Source organism: Hymenobacter sediminis (assembly GCF_003231285.1).
Lineage (GTDB): Bacteria > Bacteroidota > Bacteroidia > Cytophagales > Hymenobacteraceae > Hymenobacter > Hymenobacter sediminis.
The window spans coordinates 268,692-286,309 of record NZ_QKNS01000005.1; the positions used below are offsets into that span (position 1 = coordinate 268,692).

General features: G+C 55.4%; 17 protein-coding genes. 14 read left to right on the plus strand and 3 right to left on the minus strand.

The annotated features are described in order from the left end of the window. Window positions 1-9: 9 nt before the first annotated feature. The gene (gene porW, locus DNI29_RS15040; RefSeq protein ID WP_123823270.1) at window positions 10-3,165 is read right to left on the minus strand and encodes a type IX secretion system periplasmic lipoprotein PorW/SprE; all 3,156 of its coding nucleotides are present in this window, start codon (window positions 3,163-3,165) and stop codon (window positions 10-12) included. 200 nt (window positions 3,166-3,365) lie between these two features. Here porW and DNI29_RS15045 point away from each other — a divergent pair, with 200 nt between their 5' ends. The 8 genes from DNI29_RS15045 to atpG all read left to right on the plus strand — a co-directional run bounded on the left by DNI29_RS15045 (window position 3,366) and on the right by atpG (window position 9,371). Further along, on the plus strand, window positions 3,366-3,614 hold the full coding sequence (locus tag DNI29_RS15045; RefSeq protein WP_110978946.1) for an AtpZ/AtpI family protein: 249 nt from the start codon (window positions 3,366-3,368) through the stop codon (window positions 3,612-3,614). Between the two features lie 35 nt (window positions 3,615-3,649). Beyond that, entirely contained in the window at window positions 3,650-4,057 is a 408-nt protein-coding gene (locus tag DNI29_RS15050; RefSeq protein ID WP_110978947.1) for a hypothetical protein, read from the plus strand. Between the two features lie 33 nt (window positions 4,058-4,090). Next, window positions 4,091-5,161, plus strand: coding sequence for a F0F1 ATP synthase subunit A (gene atpB / locus DNI29_RS15055; protein WP_110978948.1), 1,071 nt, complete (start codon window positions 4,091-4,093; stop codon window positions 5,159-5,161). A gap of 54 nt (window positions 5,162-5,215) precedes the next feature. Further along, window positions 5,216-5,476, plus strand: a complete 261-nt coding sequence (atpE, locus tag DNI29_RS15060) for an ATP synthase F0 subunit C (RefSeq protein WP_110978949.1) — start codon at window positions 5,216-5,218, stop codon at window positions 5,474-5,476. 164 nt (window positions 5,477-5,640) lie between these two features. Continuing rightward, entirely contained in the window at window positions 5,641-6,135 is a 495-nt protein-coding gene (locus tag DNI29_RS15065; protein ID WP_110978950.1) for a F0F1 ATP synthase subunit B, read from the plus strand. A gap of 90 nt (window positions 6,136-6,225) precedes the next feature. Next, window positions 6,226-6,786, plus strand: coding sequence for an ATP synthase F1 subunit delta (gene atpH, locus DNI29_RS15070; RefSeq protein WP_110978951.1), 561 nt, complete (start codon window positions 6,226-6,228; stop codon window positions 6,784-6,786). 6 nt (window positions 6,787-6,792) lie between these two features. Further along, a complete protein-coding gene (gene atpA / locus DNI29_RS15075) occupies window positions 6,793-8,376 on the plus strand; it encodes a F0F1 ATP synthase subunit alpha (RefSeq protein WP_110978952.1) in 1,584 nt (527 codons plus the stop codon). 104 nt (window positions 8,377-8,480) lie between these two features. After that, window positions 8,481-9,371, plus strand: a complete 891-nt coding sequence (atpG, locus tag DNI29_RS15080; protein ID WP_110978953.1) for an ATP synthase F1 subunit gamma — start codon at window positions 8,481-8,483, stop codon at window positions 9,369-9,371. A gap of 84 nt (window positions 9,372-9,455) precedes the next feature. Here the strand turns inward: atpG and DNI29_RS15085 are convergent, their stop codons facing one another. Next, complete coding sequence (locus tag DNI29_RS15085) at window positions 9,456-10,184, minus strand: HAD family hydrolase (RefSeq protein ID WP_162303625.1); 729 nt, start codon at window positions 10,182-10,184, stop codon at window positions 9,456-9,458. Window positions 10,185-10,414: 230 nt separating this feature from the next. On the opposite strand from DNI29_RS15085, the gene pafA reads away from it, so the two are divergent. The 4 genes from pafA (at window position 10,415) to DNI29_RS15105 (ending at window position 14,616) form a co-directional block, all read left to right on the plus strand. Next, entirely contained in the window at window positions 10,415-12,127 is a 1,713-nt protein-coding gene (gene pafA, locus DNI29_RS15090) for an alkaline phosphatase PafA (RefSeq protein WP_110978955.1), read from the plus strand. A 131-nt stretch (window positions 12,128-12,258) separates the two neighbouring features. Continuing rightward, complete coding sequence (locus tag DNI29_RS15095) at window positions 12,259-12,840, plus strand: inorganic diphosphatase (protein ID WP_110978956.1); 582 nt, start codon at window positions 12,259-12,261, stop codon at window positions 12,838-12,840. A gap of 140 nt (window positions 12,841-12,980) precedes the next feature. Further along, on the plus strand, window positions 12,981-13,664 hold the full coding sequence (locus tag DNI29_RS15100; protein WP_110978957.1) for a DUF6766 family protein: 684 nt from the start codon (window positions 12,981-12,983) through the stop codon (window positions 13,662-13,664). Window positions 13,665-13,725: 61 nt separating this feature from the next. Continuing rightward, window positions 13,726-14,616: a UbiA family prenyltransferase gene (locus DNI29_RS15105; protein ID WP_110978958.1), complete on the plus strand. Its 891-nt coding sequence runs from the start codon at window positions 13,726-13,728 to the stop codon at window positions 14,614-14,616. A gap of 14 nt (window positions 14,617-14,630) precedes the next feature. Here DNI29_RS15105 and DNI29_RS15110 read toward each other — a convergent pair whose 3' ends face one another. Further along, the gene (locus DNI29_RS15110; protein ID WP_110978959.1) at window positions 14,631-16,157 is read right to left on the minus strand and encodes an NAD(P)H-hydrate dehydratase; all 1,527 of its coding nucleotides are present in this window, start codon (window positions 16,155-16,157) and stop codon (window positions 14,631-14,633) included. A 39-nt stretch (window positions 16,158-16,196) separates the two neighbouring features. Between DNI29_RS15110 and DNI29_RS15115 the strand changes: the two genes are divergently transcribed. Together DNI29_RS15115 and msrB are read left to right on the plus strand one after the other, a co-directional pair. After that, window positions 16,197-16,991 (plus strand): M949_RS01915 family surface polysaccharide biosynthesis protein, encoded by a 795-nt coding sequence (locus tag DNI29_RS15115; RefSeq protein ID WP_123823271.1) that lies wholly within the window; start codon window positions 16,197-16,199, stop codon window positions 16,989-16,991. A 90-nt stretch (window positions 16,992-17,081) separates the two neighbouring features. Next, complete coding sequence (gene msrB, locus DNI29_RS15120) at window positions 17,082-17,540, plus strand: peptide-methionine (R)-S-oxide reductase MsrB (protein ID WP_110978961.1); 459 nt, start codon at window positions 17,082-17,084, stop codon at window positions 17,538-17,540. The last annotated feature ends 78 nt before the right edge of the window (window positions 17,541-17,618 follow it).

Below are 17,618 nucleotides of genomic sequence, written 5' to 3' on the forward strand. Positions count from 1 at the left end.
CCCGAACAATTATTTAGAGTAGCTCTGCTGGTAGAAACGCTGATACTCTTCAGGATTCTGACGCTGGAGCAGGAGCGGCAAGTTATCAATACTAATAATGAGAGTTTGGTAACCCGCGCCGCGCAGCTTGCTCAGCGGCGACTGTGGGCCCCGCAATTTCAGGGCATAACTCTGGGCCACTTTCGCGTTTGGCAGCGACTCTACTATTACTACCTCCTGCGTTGCCCCCAAAGCCTGCTGACGAACTTGTAAGCTGCCAGCCTTGAAATAGCGCCCATTATAGGTGCTCAATTGGGTGGCCAGGTCTTTCAGGAACGGAGCGTCTTTCGCCATCATCAATACAACAACGTGCGAGGTATTTACGTCGGCCTTGTAAGGGGTAGCGGCCTCAGGAGCCGGGGGCGTTACCGGTGCTGGCGCCGGCGACGGGGTAGCAGATGGTGCTGCAGTAGGCGTGGCGGGCGCTGAAGTATTTGGAGTGGGCGTGCTGTTGCCAGGAGCAGGAGATGTTGACTTAGAAGGAGGTACAGGTTTTTTGCCTCGAGCTCGTGCCTGCGCTGCGGCCATACGGGCAGCCTTAGCTTCATCAACCACCGGAGCCGGGGTAGGGGCAGGGGCTGAAGCTGAGGTTGGTTCTGGCTGCGCAGGAGTAGGAGCTGGTGCAGGGTTTGATGATGGAACAGGGGTAGGCAGAACCGAAGCCGGCGGAACAGCAGGAACAGCAGCTGGTACAGGAGCAGCAGGGGCTGGTGTCCGGGGCGCCGGCGCTGCCGGCGACTCGTTTTCGCCGTAGAAAATTCGCATGCGGTTTTCTACTTCACCGGGCTTGAACGACGACACTACCGGTTTATCGGTGGAAGCCAAGGCCCCGGCAATTTGCCCTTCTGCCTGCTGTTTATAGGTAGTAAGTAGGGTAGCAGCTTGGCGTGCCAGCGGGCTCTCCGGGTAGTCTTTATAGAACTTCTCAACTGCTGCTTTTGCCGTAAGTGGCGGCTGGGTCCGAATAGTAAGCAAAGTGGAAATGAAGGCTACCCGGTCGTTTAAGTCGTTTTCCGGGTATTGCTTCCGCGTTTGGTCCAGTACGGCGCCTGCCTTGGTAAACTCCTGCTTTTTATACAGGGTAAAGGCAGAGTCTACCAGTGCTGCCACCTTCGCATTCACTACCGAGGTCCGACGCAAATACTCGGGGTCAGCAACCAAGCGGGCGTAGGAGGAGGTAGGATACACCTGCCGCAAGCGCTCCGCGTAGCTTTCAGCCTTGCTAGCATTGTTCTGCTGCTTGTGAAGCAAGTACAGAATATAAAGCGTTTCGGATGTGTGAGTGCCCTGGGGGTAGCGCGTCAGTAAGTTCTCGTACGTTTCGATGGCTCGCTCCGGCTCCCGCAGCTCTTGCTTGTAAATACCTCCCAGGGAATACAGAGCTTCCTCAATCTGAGAGTCAGACTGCTTGCGCTGCGCTTCCGTTACTGGAATGTCTTGCCGATACCGAGCCACCAAGGCCTGTAGCTGCACTGCTGGGTCAGTGGGCGTAACTTCGGTTGGCGTACCTGTTCCGTTTACTGTAGTGCTAGCGTTTCCGGCAATACTCACGGGCACGTTACCCCCACGGGCGGTAACCGGCGAACTGCTGGCTTGGCTGACGGTGCGCCAGTTGTCCTGCAGCGGCCGGTCGCCCCAGCGCCGAATAAAATCGTTGCGAGCCGTGCCTAAGGCTGTTGGGTTATCGAAGTACCACTTTACTCCGGTATTCGCAGCTAGGAAATCATCGGTATTCACGTCGGGCTGCAAATCCCGGCCTGAGCTGATACCCGACAACTGCTGGCCGCCGCGCTGTTCCTGCCGAGCCTGCTGAGCTGCTAGTTGCTCGGCAGCTTTGCGCTGAACATCCAGCTCTGCTTGGGCATACGCGGTTAGGCGGGTGCGCAACGTTGCGGAGTCCAGCCGGGCTAGCGTCTGTAAGCTGTCTTGGGTTTCTACAATAGTGAGTTGCTGAGCAAAGTCTTTCAGAATAGCCGCACGCTCGGCAATGGCGGCGTATTCCGGTGCCTCACGGGGTAGTACCTGCACCGTGCTATCATAGTAAAGTGCGGCTAGGCGGTACTTCTGCAGGTTTTCGTAATAGATGCGCCCGCTGAGCAGGTATACATAAGACTTCTGTGCCCGGTTAGGGGAAGGAGTGCGGGCGGATTTCTGCAGTAACGCTAGGGCCTCGGGGTAGCGCTGCTGCCGGTACTCCAGCCGCGCCATTTCGTAATAAATCTTGTCGCGGTATTCCTTGTTGTTTGCGTTTTTAAGCAGCTTGGCAAAATACTTATCAAGTCGGGCGCGGTCCGTCTGGTTCAGATCTGATACTTGACCCAACATCAGCTTACTAAAAAAGTCCAGCTCGTAGGGCGGATTCTTTTTCAGAATCTGATTAAGCTGCGCGTATGCTTGCTTGTCCTCCCCCAGCGCTTGGTAAAGCTGGGCCAGAATAAAGCGCGTCCGGGACTGCTCATTCTTAGGCTCGATATAAGGGATAGCCTTCTCCAGATTTTCAATGGCACGAGCTGGCTCTGCTCTGAGTAGGTAAAACTCTGCTCGGGTTAAAAACAGCTCCCGCGCATTGGGCTCAGTACCCTGCTCCTTGTCCAGGATATCCGATACGGCTGCGGCGTTTTCGAGCTCTTTAGTAGCCAGGAATGTACGCATCAGCCAGATCAGGGCTTCGTGGCGGGCATTTACATCCTTGCTGGTGGTATTAATATACTTAAAGGTCTTGGCCGCATCTTCGTACTCCTTTTTATAGAAGCGTGCCTTACCAATCAGGATGTAGCTGTCATCCGTCCAGTCGGAGCCTGGACGGTGCTGAATGGGTAGGGAAGCCTTCTTGATGATATCGTCCAGGTCGGCCGTTACGCGCGCAACGGTGGCATCATCCAAGGTAGGAAATAGGGGCAGGGTGCGGTTGTAGTCGTTGATGCGGGCCTTATATAAGGTAGCTTCCGTGGCCTTCATTTTTTCATGAGCCAGGAAATACGCATTGTCGCGGGCCACCACATTATCGTAAGCGTGACCAACAATAGAAGGTCGCTCAGAGGCGCACCCAACTATACCAGTAGCTAGCAGGAGGGTTGCTGCCGGAGCAGACAGGTAGCGCAGAAGCGGAAAGGTTGTCGTCGTCAAAGCAGCAGAAGCTGAGGGCAAAACAGGCAGACAGAAAACACAGCCCCCGTTTCAAATCGTTCGGTGGGTTGTGCTTTCCACAACGTAGCAAGCTGAGTAAAAGTACAGGTTTCTGCCCGGACCTGCCATTGAGGTAGCCGCCGCATCAACTCCTAACTCCGCACCGCGTAGTTTTGTATTCCTACCCCAACTGCCCCTGTATGTCTGCTCCTGTTCCTCCCTCAGAGCCGCGCCCCGATTCCGAAGGCAACGCCGACCGGATGCGTGCCGTGGCCCGCTACTCCGGAATTGCTGCGCAAATGATGGTGACTATCGGCCTGAGCACTTGGGCCGGCTACTGGCTCGACGGGCATTTCAAGACGAAAACACCTTGGTTCACCCTGGGACTTATGCTACTGGGCTTGTTTGCCGCTATGTATAACGTCATTCGCTCCCTTACCAAGGAGTAGACTCTTGGTCTTCTCTCACGTCAACTTATTTCTCCTTGAAGTCATTTCTGCGCCCGTACTTTATTTTTTGCCTACTGCTGGGATTTGGGCTCTATGCCGTGTATTCTCAGTTCGGCTCGCGCATTGTGCACCCTTTTACCGTGTACACCTTCAGCTTCTTCGCGCTCCTGACTCTGCTTACCTATTGGCTGACGGCAAAATTGGTGCAGGCTAACGCGCAAAATTTTATGGTCGCCTATTTCGGGTCGATGGTTGCACGCCTGCTTTTATCGCTCACGCTGGTGCTGGTGTACCTTTTTGCAGGTGGAGGCCGGGAAGGCACTGGCCAGTGGGCTTTTTTGGGTAGCTTCTTCCTGTTGTATTTTCTCTTTACTGGGTTTGAAGTCTGGAGCGTTCTGACTAACTTGCGCCCGTTTTCAAAACCGGGTGAAACCACAAAATGAAGATTTTGTGAAAATGTCCCTAACCCCCTCTGAATGAAGCGCTTACTTTTAGCTCTCTTGTGCCTGTTCTCGTTCTCGGTGTATGCCAACGAACCGACCTCTACGCAAGAGGAAGCCACGGATAAGGAGGCCTTCAGCCCAGGCGACATGATTCTGCATCACATTGGCGATGCGCACGAATGGCATTTCGCTACCCTGGGCGACGAAGAGCACGGCACGCACCTAACAATTCCGCTTCCTGTTATCGCCTACCGTCCTTCTCAAGGCCTGAGCATATTCTCTTCCTCGCAGCTGGCTGAGGGTAAAGAATATCAGGGCCTGAAGCTGGAGCACGAGCATCTGGTGTCAGAAGATGGCAGCAAGGTGTACGATTTCTCGATTACGAAGAATGTGGCCTCGCTTATGCTGAGTGCTGCGCTACTGCTGATTGTGTTTACCTCAGTGGCTGGTGGGTACGCCAAGCGTGGTACTGGTGCTCCAAAAGGTATTCAATCCTTCTTTGAGCCTATCATCGTCTTTGTTCGCGACGAGGTAGCTAAGAAGTCCATCGGCCCGAAGTATGAGCGCTATATGCCTTATCTGCTGACGGTGTTCTTCTTCATCTGGTTCAACAACCTACTGGGTCTGGTGCCCGGTGGCGCTAACCTCACCGGTAACATTGCCGTGACGCTGACCTTGGCAGTACTGACACTGCTCATCACCCTTTTCAGCTCGAATAAGAATTACTGGCACCACATCTTCGCTACCCCCGGCGTACCGAAGCCTTTGTTGCCTATCATGATTCCGGTAGAAATCATCGGCATCTTTGTAAAGCCCTTCTCCCTGATGGTGCGTTTGTTCGCCAACATCACGGCAGGTCACATTGTGACGCTGAGCTTTATATCGCTCATTTTTATTTTCCGCAACATTGGTGTTGCTCCCGTTTCTTTGGCGTTTGGCCTGTTTATCAATACGCTAGAACTGATGGTTGCTATTCTGCAGGCCTACATCTTCACCCTGCTGACGGCTATGTACATCGGTGGCGCGGTAGAAGAACACCACGACGCTGATTACCAGATAGGCGGTGGCGACGGCCCGGAGCAGGCACATGCTCACGCTCACTAAGCCTTTCTCACCCCCTGATTTTTTTGTTTTTCACTCCCCACAAACTTCTTTTTTATGCTTCTTTCTCTGTTGTTGCAGGCCATTACTAATTCTGCTGGTCTGGCCGTATTCGGTGCTGCTATCGGTGCTGGCCTGGTTGCTCTAGGTGCTGGTCTCGGCATTGGTCGTATCGGTGGTCAGGCAATGGAAGCCATCGGCCGTCAGCCAGAAGCTTCGGGCCGCATCCAAACGGCTATGCTGATTGTAGCTGCTCTGATTGAAGGTCTGGCACTGTTCGCAGTAGTAGTCTGCCTGCTGATTTCGTTCAATCTCTAGGGATAGAGGTAGTACACAAGCAGCCCGCTGCGCGCGTCGCTTCAGCGCACGGCGTAGCGGGCTGTCTTGGCTTTCTTAGTACCACAAGTTGATAACTAGCGGAATATCTGCTCTTAGTATCACGGTTTTCGGTACTCATTACTCACTACCTACTAGTTTCTACGATGCAAATTGTAACGCCCGAATTAGGCCTGATTTTCTGGCAGCTGGTGATTTTCGGCATCGTGCTGCTGTTGTTGCGTGCCTTTGCCTGGAAACCCATTCTGAGCTCTTTGAAAGAGCGGGAAAGCTCCATTGAAGGCGCTCTGCGCATGGCTGACCAAGCCAAGCTGGAAATGCAGCAGTTGAAAGCCGGCAACGAAAAATTGCTGGCCGAAGCCCGTCTGGAGCGCGACCGTATTCTAAAGGAAGCTACCGACGTTTCCAACCAACTCATTGAGCAGGCGAAGAACAAGGCTACCGAAGAAGGCAGCCGCATGATTTTGCAAGCTCGTGAAGCCATCCAGAACGAGAAAAACGCGGCTCTGGCGGAGGTGAAAAATACCGCTGCTCAGCTTTCCATCGATATTGCCGAGCGCATCTTGCGCCGCGAACTGACCGACCAACCGGCTCAGCAGCAACTCGTGGACTCGTATCTGAAAGAAGTGAAATTGAATTAGTAGTGAGTATCGAGTATTGAGTAGTCTGATTTGGCTCAGCTAAATGAAATCTACTCAGTACTCACTACCAACTACTCAATACTGAAATCAATGTCTGAACTACGAGTTGCCTCCCGTTACGCGAAGTCGTTGCTGGATCTGGCCGAGGAGCGTGGGACGCTGGAGCAGGTAAAGCAGGACATGGACTTGTTCACGAAAGTGCTGGACGAGAACCGTGAGCTACGCCTATTACTGCGCAACCCAATTGTGAAGCACGACAAAAAGCTGGCTATTCTGAACGCCGTGTTCACGGGCAAGGTATCAGAGCTGACCAGTAAGTTCTTCACCATCATCACGCAGAAAAACCGTGAAAGCGCCCTGGAGTTTATTGGCAGCGAGTTTCAGCGCCAGTATAACCAACTGCGCGGTGTGCAGCTGGCGGAAGTAACTACGGCTACTCCGCTGGATGCTCCTACCCGCCTGCAAGTAGTCCAGCTGGTTCGCCAGCAAACGGGACAGCAGCAGGTGACCCTCACCGAAAAGATAGATCCTTCGCTGATTGGCGGCTTTGTGCTGCGTATCGGCGACCGGCTCATTGATGACTCGGTGAGCTACCGGTTGCGCAAGCTGCGCACCGAATTCTCGAAGAACCCCTACCAATCCCAACTATAACCCACCATGGCAGAAGTACGTCCGGATGAAGTATCCGCCATTCTGCGGGAGCAGCTCTCTAACTTCAAAACCGAAGCCGAACTCGAAGAGGTAGGTACGGTTCTGCAGGTTGGTGACGGTGTAGCCCGCATCTACGGCCTGGGCAAAGCCCAGTCGGGGGAATTGCTCGAATTTGAAAATGGCCTGCAGGCCCTTGTGCTGAACCTGGAAGAAGACAACGTAGGTGCCGTAATGCTCGGTGACTACTCTGAAATCCGGGAAGGCGCTACGGTACGTCGTACCAATAAAATTGCTTCTATTCAGGTAGGTGACGGCATCATCGGCCGCGTGGTAAACACGCTCGGTCAGCCTATCGATGGTCGTGGTCCTATCCAGGGCGCTACCTACGATATGCCCCTGGAGCGTAAGGCTCCCGGTGTAATCTACCGTCAGCCAGTAAACGAGCCCATGCAAACGGGTATCAAGGCTATTGACGCCATGATTCCGATTGGACGCGGCCAGCGTGAGTTGATAATTGGTGACCGTCAGACGGGTAAGTCGACGGTAGCCCTTGACGCTATTCTGAACCAGCGCGAATTCTACGAGCGCGGCGAGCCGGTTTTCTGCATTTACGTTGCCGTAGGTCAGAAGGCTTCGACCGTAGCGCAGGTAGTGAATGCGCTGACCAAAGGTGGTGCTATGGACTACACGGTAGTAGTGTCGGCTTCGGCTTCTGACCCTGCTCCTATGCAGTTCTTTGCTCCCTTCACGGGTGCTGCTATCGGGGAGTTCTTCCGCGACACGGGCCGTCCGGCTCTGGTGGTATACGATGACTTGTCAAAGCAGGCTGTAGCTTACCGCGAAGTGTCGCTGTTGCTGCGTCGTCCTCCCGGACGTGAAGCTTACCCTGGTGACGTATTCTATCTGCACAGCCGCCTGCTGGAGCGTGCTGCGAAGATCAATGCTTCCGACGCCATTGCCCAGGACATGAACGACCTGCCCGAGAGCATTAAGCCTCTGGTGAAAGGTGGTGGTTCGCTGACGGCTCTGCCCATCATCGAAACTCAGGCTGGTGACGTTTCAGCTTACATCCCGACCAACGTAATTTCGATTACTGACGGTCAGATCTTCCTTGAAACCAACCTCTTCAACTCGGGTGTGCGTCCGGCCATTAACGTAGGTATCTCGGTATCGCGCGTAGGTGGTAACGCTCAGATCAAGTCGATGAAGAAGGTAGCCGGTACCCTGAAGCTTGACCAAGCTCAGTTCCGCGAGCTGGAAGCCTTCGCCAAGTTCGGCTCTGACCTTGATGCCTCGACTAAGCTCACGATTGAGCGCGGCCGTCGTAACCTCGAAATCCTGAAGCAGCCTCAGTTCTCGCCTCAGAAGGTGGAGGATCAGGTAGCTATCATCTATGCCGCTACTAACGGTCTGCTGGATTTAGTGCCCGTAAACCGGGTTCGAGAGTTTGAGAAGGAGTTCACCCAAGTGATGAATACCCGCCACCCCGAGGTGCTGAAAGGCCTGAAGGCTGGTAAGCTCGACGACGAGACGACCGGTGCTATCCGTCAGGTTGCCAAAGACCTGTCGGCTGCTTACGCTTCTAAGTAATTCATTGGTTGTCAGTTGTTGGTTGTCAGTTGTCAGGAAAAGGTTTCTAACCCGCTCCATGCTGACAACCGACAACTAGCAACTGACAACTTATTTTCACAGAAATGGCTAGCTTAAAAGAAGTTCGGAGCCGCATTACATCGGTGCAGAGCACGCAGCAAATCACCAAAGCCATGAAAATGGTGGCGGCTGCCAAGCTGCGTCGGGCTCAGGATAATATCCTGCGTATGCGCCCGTATGCCCAGCGGCTCAACAGCATTCTGAGCAACCTAACTGCTCTGGCTGGCGAGGATGTAGTAAGTGAGTACGGCGTGGTGCGCGATGTGCGCCGCGTGCTGATCATTGCTATTACCTCGGACCGTGGTTTGGCCGGCGCCTTTAACAGCAACATCTTCAAAGGGGTGAATGCTGTACTGCAGGAGCGCTACGCTACCCAAGCGGCGGCTGGCAACGTTACAGTGCTGGCCATTGGTCGTAAGGCGCACGAGTATTTCGGCAAGCGCTTGCCGCTGTTAGGCAACTACCAGCATGTTTTCGGTAAGCTCTCGTTTGATACGGTACGGGAAGCAGCTGAGCAAGCTATGGACGGTTTCCGCGCAGGCCAGTACGACGAGGTCGTGATGGTGTACAACGAGTTCAAGAACGTAGCTACCCAGATTGTGCGTACCGAGCAGTTGCTGCCACTGGTACCTGCTGAGCAGCCAGCTGGCGCGCCGGCCACCTCGAACGTGGACTACATCTTCGAGCCTTCGAAAGAAGAAATTGTGCGTACCCTAATTCCGCAGTCGTTAAAGGTGCAGCTCTACAAGGCTGTGCTGGAAAGCAACGCTTCGGAGCACGGTGCCCGCATGACAGCTATGGATAAGGCGACTGATAACGCTGGTGAGCTGCTGAAACAGTTGAAGCTGACGTATAACCGTACCCGTCAGGCTGCCATTACCACCGAGATTCTAGAAATCGTGGGTGGTGCTGAAGCACTGGCTGCTGGTCGGTAGCACTACATACTCTCAGAACGCAAAGGCCCGTTTCCGGAAGGAAACGGGCCTTTTTGTATCTGTAACGTCAGTGTCTATATAACTCTACAACTGCATGTACTGCCGTTTCGCTAGTTCCTTACTCGGCTTGGGAGTGGCGGGCTGCTGCTCCAATAGTTCCAGAATCTGTTCCGGTGTGATATCCATGAAATCCTTAATAACCCGCAGAGGAGCCTGAAACTGCTCTGGCTTGAGGGTAGTCGTTAGTGTAATACAGCGCATCCCGGCTTTGTAAGCTGACTGTTCTCCTAGAATAGCGTCTTCAAACACCAGGCAGCGCTCCGGTGGGATGCCGAGCTGCTGAGACGTGCTGGTGTAGGTATCAGCATGGGGCTTGCCCCGCTCTACATCGTCTTTGCCAACTATCACGTCAAAATGGCGACGCAAGTCTAGGTGGTCGATGATGTAGCTGATAGTGTCGGAGGCGGAGCCTGTGCCAAGAGCTGTTTTGAAACCCGCTGCCCGGGCTGCTTGCAAGAATGGGGTGAGGCCAGCTATTTCCTTGCGTTTATCCCAGTACAGCACTCGGTACAGGAACTCCCGCTGAGCTGCATATTCCTCCAACTTTTTCTTTGGAACCGGATTCGTGAAAACAGTTTGCAGAATTTTAGAGGCCGGCATTCCGTTCAGCCGGTCCAGCAGACGGCGGGCGTCGGTTGTCAGGCCTAAGTCGCGGAATAGAAGCCGAAAGGATTCGGCCTGGAAAGGCGTATTGTCGATAATGGTACCATCCATATCGAATATGAGGGCATACTGCTGAGAATCGGGGAGCATAGAGAGATGGTAGCGCCGAGTAGGCGGGATTGGACGAGGAAAAGCAGGTAGCAAGCCGCGGCATGTCACCGGTAGTGCAGGCTGGTACCCCGATGCGAGGTGCTCCTTACTGCCTACGGCCATTCGGCCCTTTTGGCTCTGGACGAGCTGATTCCAGACAGCGAGGGGTTATCTTTGGGCTTCCAACCCTTGCGTAGCCAACCCGGCTACTTTTACTCTTCCTTTTCGCCTTGAAAAAAAGTCTGAGTCTGCTGCTGGCCGCTATGCTGGTGACGCCCGCCTTTGCGCAGAAATCTGGAAAACCCCTCGACCGGCCCAAACTGGTAGTAGGAATAGTGGTAGACCAGATGCGCTACGATTATCTGTACCGCTATTGGAATAAGTACGGCGCTGGCGGATTTCGTCGCCTGCTGGGCGAAGGCTTCAGCTACGAAAATGCCCATTACAACTACGTGCCTACCTACACCGGACCGGGCCATGCCAGCATCTATACGGGTGCTACCCCCTCAGTGCACGGCATAGTCGGCAACAACTGGCTGGTGCGCGAAGAGGGGAAAGGCACCTACGTGACAGAGGACAAGACTGTGCAGCCGGTAGGCGGCTCGGTGTCGGCAGGGCAACAGTCGCCGCGCCACATGCTGACCACTACCATCACCGATGAGTTGCGCCTGGCTACCAATTTCCAGAGCAAGGTGATTGGGGTATGTATTAAAGACCGGGGTTCCATCCTACCTGCCGGACACGCAGCCAACGCGGCATATTGGTACGATGGAGGCAACGGAGCCTTTATCACAAGCACTTTCTACACCCAGCAACTGCCGGAGTGGGTAGTGAAATTCAACGGTGAAAATCGGGCAGCCAAATACTTGGACCAAGCCTGGAATACGCTGCTGCCCATTGCGCAGTACATCGAAAGCTCCCCCGACGATGTGGCCTGGGAGGGCGCCTTCAAAGGTGAGGCAAAGCCCGTATTTCCGCACGATTTGCCTACCCTGAGTGCCGCGCCTAGTGCCGCCGTGAAGGGCAACATGCAGGCAGCCGGCGAAAAGGCTCCGGAGGCCACGTCCCGCAACCTGGATCTGATTCGTTCCACCCCCTTCGGTAACTCCCTGACCCTGGATTTCGCGCTGGAAGCCATTCGAGCCGAACAGTTAGGCCAACGCGGACAAACCGACTTTCTGGCCTTAAGCTTTAGCAGCACCGATTACGTCGGACACCAGTTTGGCCCGAATTCCATTGAGGCCGAGGATACCTACCTACGCCTTGACAAAGAATTAGAGCGCCTGTTTGCCTACCTCGATAAAACAGTGGGCAAGAAGCAGGCTCTGGTGTTTCTGAGCGCCGACCACGGCGCGGCTCATTCGCCCAATTTCCTGATTGACAAGAAAATTCCGGCCGGATCGGTAGGGCCAGGCCGCATGCGCGACTCATTGCAGCAAAAGCTGGTGAGCCTGCATGGCCCGGGCAAATGGGTGCTCAGCTACGAAAACCAACAGGTGTACCTGAACCGTCCGCTAATTGCTGAAAAGAAGCTGGACCTCTACCAGATGCAACGCGAAGTAGCTGGTATCATGCTGGATTTTACGGGCGTAACGCGTGCCCTGGCCGCCGAAGATGTGCAAAAGTCGCACTGGGAAAGCGGAATGCTGATGTACCTGGAAAACGGCTATTACCCTAAGCGTAGCGGCGACGTGCTGGTGGTGCTAGAGCCGGGCTGGCTGGAGTCGTATCAGTACCCCATCAATAAGGGCACAACCCACGGCTCGTCGGGCAACTACGATACCCATATTCCGGTCGTGTTCTGGGGCTGGCGCGTAAAGCATGGGCAGTCCTCGGCTCCGGCAAAGATTACCGATATTGCACCCACGCTGGCCCGCTGGCTGCACATTCAGGAGCCCGACGGCTGCACCGGGCAACCCTTACCGGAGGTGCTGGGCTGGTAACCTAAGAACCAGGGGCCATACTTGCGGAAAGAGGCTACATCTATTTTAGCAGCTTGCCGTTTAACGCGTACAACCGTTTATTTACAACGACCAGAGGGTAGGAACAGATCTTACCCTGATATTTCTCTCACATGGCTCATTTTAACCCCTGGCACGACGTAGAGCGTGGCGAAGACGCTCCCCGAGTTGTTAATGGTATTATCGAAATTCCGAAAGGCTCGAAAGGCAAATACGAGCTGGACAAAGAAAGCGGCCTGCTGAAGCTGGACCGCGTGCTGTTCTCGGCCGTACACTACCCGGCTGCCTATGGCTTTATTCCGCAGACCTACTGCGACGACAAAGACCCGCTCGACATCTTGGTGCTGTGCTCTGTTGATATTGTACCCATGTGCCTGGTTGATGCCAAGGTGATTGGGGTAATGCAGATGATCGACCAGAACGAGGAAGACGACAAGATCATTGCTGTGGCTGCGAACGACGTATCGGTAAACCACTACAACGATATTGCCGACCTGCCGCCCCACACCCTGCTGGAAATGCAGCGCTTCTTCGAGGATTACAAAGCCTTGGAGCACAAGCAAGTAACCGTTGAGCGCTTCATGGGCCGCGAGGATGCGTACCGCATCATTGAGGAAAGCATCAAGCTTTACAACGAAACCTTCCCGAAAGGCAACGCTCAATCGGAAGCCACCGTACAAGAGGTCCTGAGCTAATCCCTACCTCTACACAAGCACACCACTGCAGCCCCCGGTCGTCATTTGGCGCCGGGGGCTGCTGCGTTTTAGGAGAGCTGCTTGGGTGCCTAGCTCAAGGGTAGCATCTTTTTCAGGGTAGTGTTGCGTATGACGCCTGTATGTCAATTCAACGCCCTACTTCCCGCTTACTTCGCTTTCTGTATGAAAACAGCCTGTTACTGGTTGGCACACTACTGATTCTAGGCACTCTAGTGGGGCAGGTCTTCACGGGCTGGCACGAGTACAATGCTGATCTGGAAGAAATGCGTTTACCTGCCCTGTCCCTGAGCCAGTATCTCAGCTCGGGTCATTTTTTGGAGGCTACCTTCGAGAACTGGGAAAGCGAGTTTCTGCAGATGGGCCTGTATGTTATCCTAACTGTCTGGCTCCGGCAGCGTGGCTCTTCCGAATCGAAAAAGCTGTATGAGGAAGAGGAAGTGGACCAAGAGCCTGACCCTGCTAAGGAAGACGCGCCTGTACCGGTAAAGCGCGGGGGCTGGCAGCTGGCTCTTTATCGTCGTTCGCTCAGCATCGCCTTTTTTCTACTGTTTTTTGCCTCTCTGTGGCTGCACGCTAAAGGCGGGGCCGAAGTGTATAGCATTGAACAGGTTCAGCAGGGCAAACCCGCTCTCGATACGCTAGGCTACATAGCTACCAGCCGCTTCTGGTTTGAGTCGTTTCAGAACTGGCAAAGTGAGTTCTTGTCTATTGTATCCATTGTAGGACTCTCGATATTCCTACGCCAGCACGGCTCCCCAGAATCGAAGAAACTAGATGCCGCCCACAGCGAAACCGGGAAGTAGTCATCCTGTATCTTCGGGGTAGCGGAGGGCAATTGCTGCTTCGTGTTCTGAGAAGTTCTCTATGCCATCATTCCGTTTGTTGGGCGTGGGCGCCAAGCGCCTGACAGATGCCGTGCTGTATAGCAGCGTCTGGCTCTCGCTGGCGGCACTGGGGCTGATGTGGGCCACGTTCCTGTTCTGGCGGGTGCACATTCCGCTCCGGCTCGGGGCGCTAATTTTCTCGGCGACGCTATTTCTCTACAACCTCGACAGCGTACTTCCCTACAAACAAAACCAGCAGCCCGGCCTCTCTAAGCGCAAGCAGTGGATGCGCCAGCACCGCCGGGCGCTGCTGCTGCTGGCCATACTGGCTGGCGGAGTGGCAGGGATGTTGTTTCTTACCGATGCCCGCCTGAGCCTGACCCTGTTTCTGGGACACCTGGGCGCCATTTCGGTGCTATACTCCATGCCCTTGTTTAAGCGCCGCGGGCGGTGGTGGGCCCTGCGCGACCTGCCTCTGATCAAAGTGTTCCTGATCGGCTACGTGTGGGCGGCCGTGACGGTCTGGATTCCGGCGCTGTACCTAGGTAGGGAACTGCTGGAGCCGGTGGTGCTGATTCTGTTTCTTCGCCGCTTCCTGTTCATTCTGGCCCTGGCCTTCGTGTTTGATATCCGGGATTATACCAAAGACCGCCTGACCGGTACGCGCACTTTTCCTGGGATTTTTGGCGTACAAGCAACCAAATACATAGCCTTGGCCGCGCTAGTGGCTGCTGCTCTGCTGGTGCCGCCGGGGGCGCCGCCCGGCCACGAGGCAGCCTTGGCGCTGCCCTTGTTAGTAGCTGCCGGGGTAATCTGGTTTGCCGAGGAGTCGCGCACCGATTACTACTTTGCCTTGCTCACTGACGGCGTCATGCTAATTCAGTTTCTGGCCGTGTGGTGGGTAACCGACGCGCAAGCGGCGGGGCTGTAGCAGAGCTGGGTCGATTACAATTGAGGGGGTAGGGAAGTAGTCAGTTCTAGGAGAGCCGAGCCGATAAATCGGGTAATGTCATCAGCTACGAGGCCCGCTTCACCGGTTTCTTGGGCAGCCAGGTCGCCAGCGCGGCCGTGGGCGTAGAGGCCGAGCAAGGCTGCATCCAAGGGCGTAAGGCGCTTATCAGCTCGCAAAGCCAGCAGCAGGCCAGTCAGTACGTCACCGCTACCGCCCGTGGCCATGCCAGGGTTGCCAGTGCTGTTGAAGTAAAGCATACCATCGGGGGTAGCCAGGGCCGTGTAAGCGCCTTTTAATACGCAGTAACAGCGGTGGTTTCGGGCGAAAGCACGCAACTGCTCCAGCCTATGGTAGTCGTCGCGGGCAGGCTCACCTATTAGGCGCTCAAATTCCTTGGGGTGAGGGGTTAGCAGAGAATCGGGGGGTAGCAAGCTGAGCAGATCAGGATTGGCACCCAGCAGATTCAGGGCGTCGGCATCCAACACCAGCGGTACGGTGGCCTTGCCTAGCAACTGGCGCAGCACTTCTCGGGTCGCCTCTTCCTGCCCTAAGCCCGGCCCGATGCCAACGGCTGCATATGATTTCAGGTCGGGCAGCTCCGTTACGAAATCCATTGACGGGTCCGTCAGGGCCATAGCTTCGGGTACTGCTGTCTGCAGAATATCGTAGCCCACGGCCGGCACCCGAACTGTAAGCAGCCCAACCCCACCGCGCAGACAGGCTTTCGAAGCCAGCACTGCGGCTCCTATTTTGCCTCTGCTACCGGCCAGCAGCAGCGCGTGCCCAAAGGTGCCCTTATGGCTGAACTTGCTCCGGGCAGGTAAGCGACCTAAAAGAAAATCTTCATCTACGAAAAAGTTATCCACAGATGCATTGTGGATAAAATGCTGGTCGAGGCCGATGGGTAGGACGTGCCACTCGCCTACGTATTCGGCGTTCTGGGGAAGTAGAAACGCCAGCTTGGGCAGTTCAAAGCTGATGGTGTAGCGGGCGTTGGCAATAACACTGTCGGATGGCTGCGGAGCATCGGCCAACAGTCCCGACGGAATATCCACCGCTATAATGCAAACATCGGAGTTGTTCAGGTGCTGCACTACCTGGGCGGCAGCGTCCGATAGGGGCCGGCTCAGACCCGTGCCGAACAAAGCATCCAGAACCAGTGCATTAGGTGGGAGTGGGGGCAGCTGCTCGGGGTTTAACTCCTGGCAAACCAATTCTGGGGGTAGGCGCTGGCGGTTTAGCTGAAAGTCAGAAGAATACTTGCTGGCCGGCAGTAGCCAAACCTGGGCCCGAAACCCTTCTTGGTACAGCCGCCGAGCAATGACTAGTCCGTCGCCGCCATTGTTGCCGGGGCCGCAGAAGATATGAAGTGGACGAGCCGGATCGGCGGCGAGGCGGGCCAGCAGCCACTCGACAAAGGCTGCGGCAGCTCGTTCCATAAGTTCTTCGGAGCGGATGCCTTGGGCCTGAATAGTGGCTTGATCAGCTTGGTGGGTCTGGGCAGCAGTCAGGATTTTCATAGCTTGCCTATACTTGAGATACGGCCAACCAGGACGATAATGCGAAAATTTTCTTTGGGGTTTGCGCTCCTGCTGGGGGTAGGCGCCTGTTCCGATAATCCACCACAAACCTCAGCAGCCAGCACAGCACCAGCCGCTCAGTCGGCGGCCCCCACCACCCCCAATTCAATTCACGTCCGCACCTTAAAGGCCAGTCAGATTCTAGACCCTACCCTACTTCCACCCGGCAAGCTGCTGGAAGCGCGGCAGTGGCAGGACCGTAACGGCGAAAACCTGCTGGTAATCACCCGGCGCGGTCCGTTTGATGAGAAGATAACCGAATACACCGATGAGGAGTCGGGCGTGGAGCTGTTTGCCCGGCAGTACGTGCGGCAGGCCGCTGGCCGCTGGCAGGAGCTCTGGCACATGCAGGATGCCATCCGGAACTGCGCCTTCGATATGTGGCTGGGACCCTTGCCAGGCTCTACCTCCGTTACCGACCTGAATGCTGACGGCGAAACAGAAACCACGCTGGTATACCAACTCACCTGTCGCAGCGACGTGAGCCCCTCCGATCTGAAGCTGATTATGCATGCTGGCCGCAAGAAATATGCTCTGCGGGGCCAAACGGTGGTACAGTACGACTCCGTGACGGTAGCCCAGCGCGCGCCCGCCAATCCGTGCTGCGTTGATACGCTCAGTAAAGCCGAGTTGGATGCCCCTGAAGGGTACACGCTGTACGCAGGGCGCTACCAAAACGAAAAAGATTTCCGGGGAGCTCCGCCGGAACTACTCCGCTACGCTCGCCAGCAATGGCGCAAGTGGAGCCTGGAAGATCATGGGGAGCAGTTGTAAGCTGGCTGCAGGGGTAGGGCCGCGTTAAACTTCTGGCCCTACGGATGCGTTTCCACTACACCCGCCCTTTCATCCAAATCTTCACAACCCATGCAAACCTGGAACGATGTTATCCGGCTGGCCAACCACGGCAGCCCGGCCCCCGATAAGCGCGTAGAAAAAACCGACGCCGAGTGGCGCGCCCAACTCACGCCCGAGCAGTACCACATCACTCGCCAGCACGGCACCGAGCGGGCCTTTACCGGCGAGTACTGCGAGGCCCACGAAGCCGGCCTGTATGCCTGCGTCTGCTGCGGCACCCCACTCTATGATTCCCGCACTAAGTTTGAGTCGGGCACGGGCTGGCCGAGCTTTACGCAGCCGGTGCAGGAAAATGCCATCAAATACAAGAAGGACACCAGCTACGGCATGACGCGCGTGGAAGTGCTCTGCAACGTCTGCGACGCCCACCAAGGTCACGTTTTCCCCGATGGTCCGCCCCCCAGCGGCCTGCGCCTGTGCATCAACTCGGCAGCCATCAAGCTGGTGAGTGAAAAGCAGGAAGCATAGGAAACGAACTATGGGAATATAAAAAACCGAGCCGCTAATGCTATGTCAGCGGCTCGGTTTTTGTCTTTTATCTTGAAC

Coding starts and splice junctions, on each gene's coding strand:
- DNI29_RS15045 (WP_110978946.1), top strand. CDS start 3,366: ATGTCTGCTCCTGTTCCTCCCTCAGAGCCGCGCCCCGATTCCGAAGGC.
- atpB (WP_110978948.1), top strand. CDS start 4,091: ATGAAGCGCTTACTTTTAGCTCTCTTGTGCCTGTTCTCGTTCTCGGTG.
- atpE (WP_110978949.1), top strand. CDS start 5,216: ATGCTTCTTTCTCTGTTGTTGCAGGCCATTACTAATTCTGCTGGTCTG.
- DNI29_RS15065 (WP_110978950.1), top strand. CDS start 5,641: ATGCAAATTGTAACGCCCGAATTAGGCCTGATTTTCTGGCAGCTGGTG.
- atpH (WP_110978951.1), top strand. CDS start 6,226: ATGTCTGAACTACGAGTTGCCTCCCGTTACGCGAAGTCGTTGCTGGAT.
- atpA (WP_110978952.1), top strand. CDS start 6,793: ATGGCAGAAGTACGTCCGGATGAAGTATCCGCCATTCTGCGGGAGCAG.
- atpG (WP_110978953.1), top strand. CDS start 8,481: ATGGCTAGCTTAAAAGAAGTTCGGAGCCGCATTACATCGGTGCAGAGC.
- DNI29_RS15085 (WP_162303625.1), bottom strand. CDS start 10,184: ATGCTCCCCGATTCTCAGCAGTATGCCCTCATATTCGATATGGATGGT.
- DNI29_RS15095 (WP_110978956.1), top strand. CDS start 12,259: ATGGCTCATTTTAACCCCTGGCACGACGTAGAGCGTGGCGAAGACGCT.
- DNI29_RS15100 (WP_110978957.1), top strand. CDS start 12,981: ATGTCAATTCAACGCCCTACTTCCCGCTTACTTCGCTTTCTGTATGAA.
- DNI29_RS15105 (WP_110978958.1), top strand. CDS start 13,726: ATGCCATCATTCCGTTTGTTGGGCGTGGGCGCCAAGCGCCTGACAGAT.
- DNI29_RS15110 (WP_110978959.1), bottom strand. CDS start 16,157: ATGAAAATCCTGACTGCTGCCCAGACCCACCAAGCTGATCAAGCCACT.
- DNI29_RS15115 (WP_123823271.1), top strand. CDS start 16,197: ATGCGAAAATTTTCTTTGGGGTTTGCGCTCCTGCTGGGGGTAGGCGCC.
- msrB (WP_110978961.1), top strand. CDS start 17,082: ATGCAAACCTGGAACGATGTTATCCGGCTGGCCAACCACGGCAGCCCG.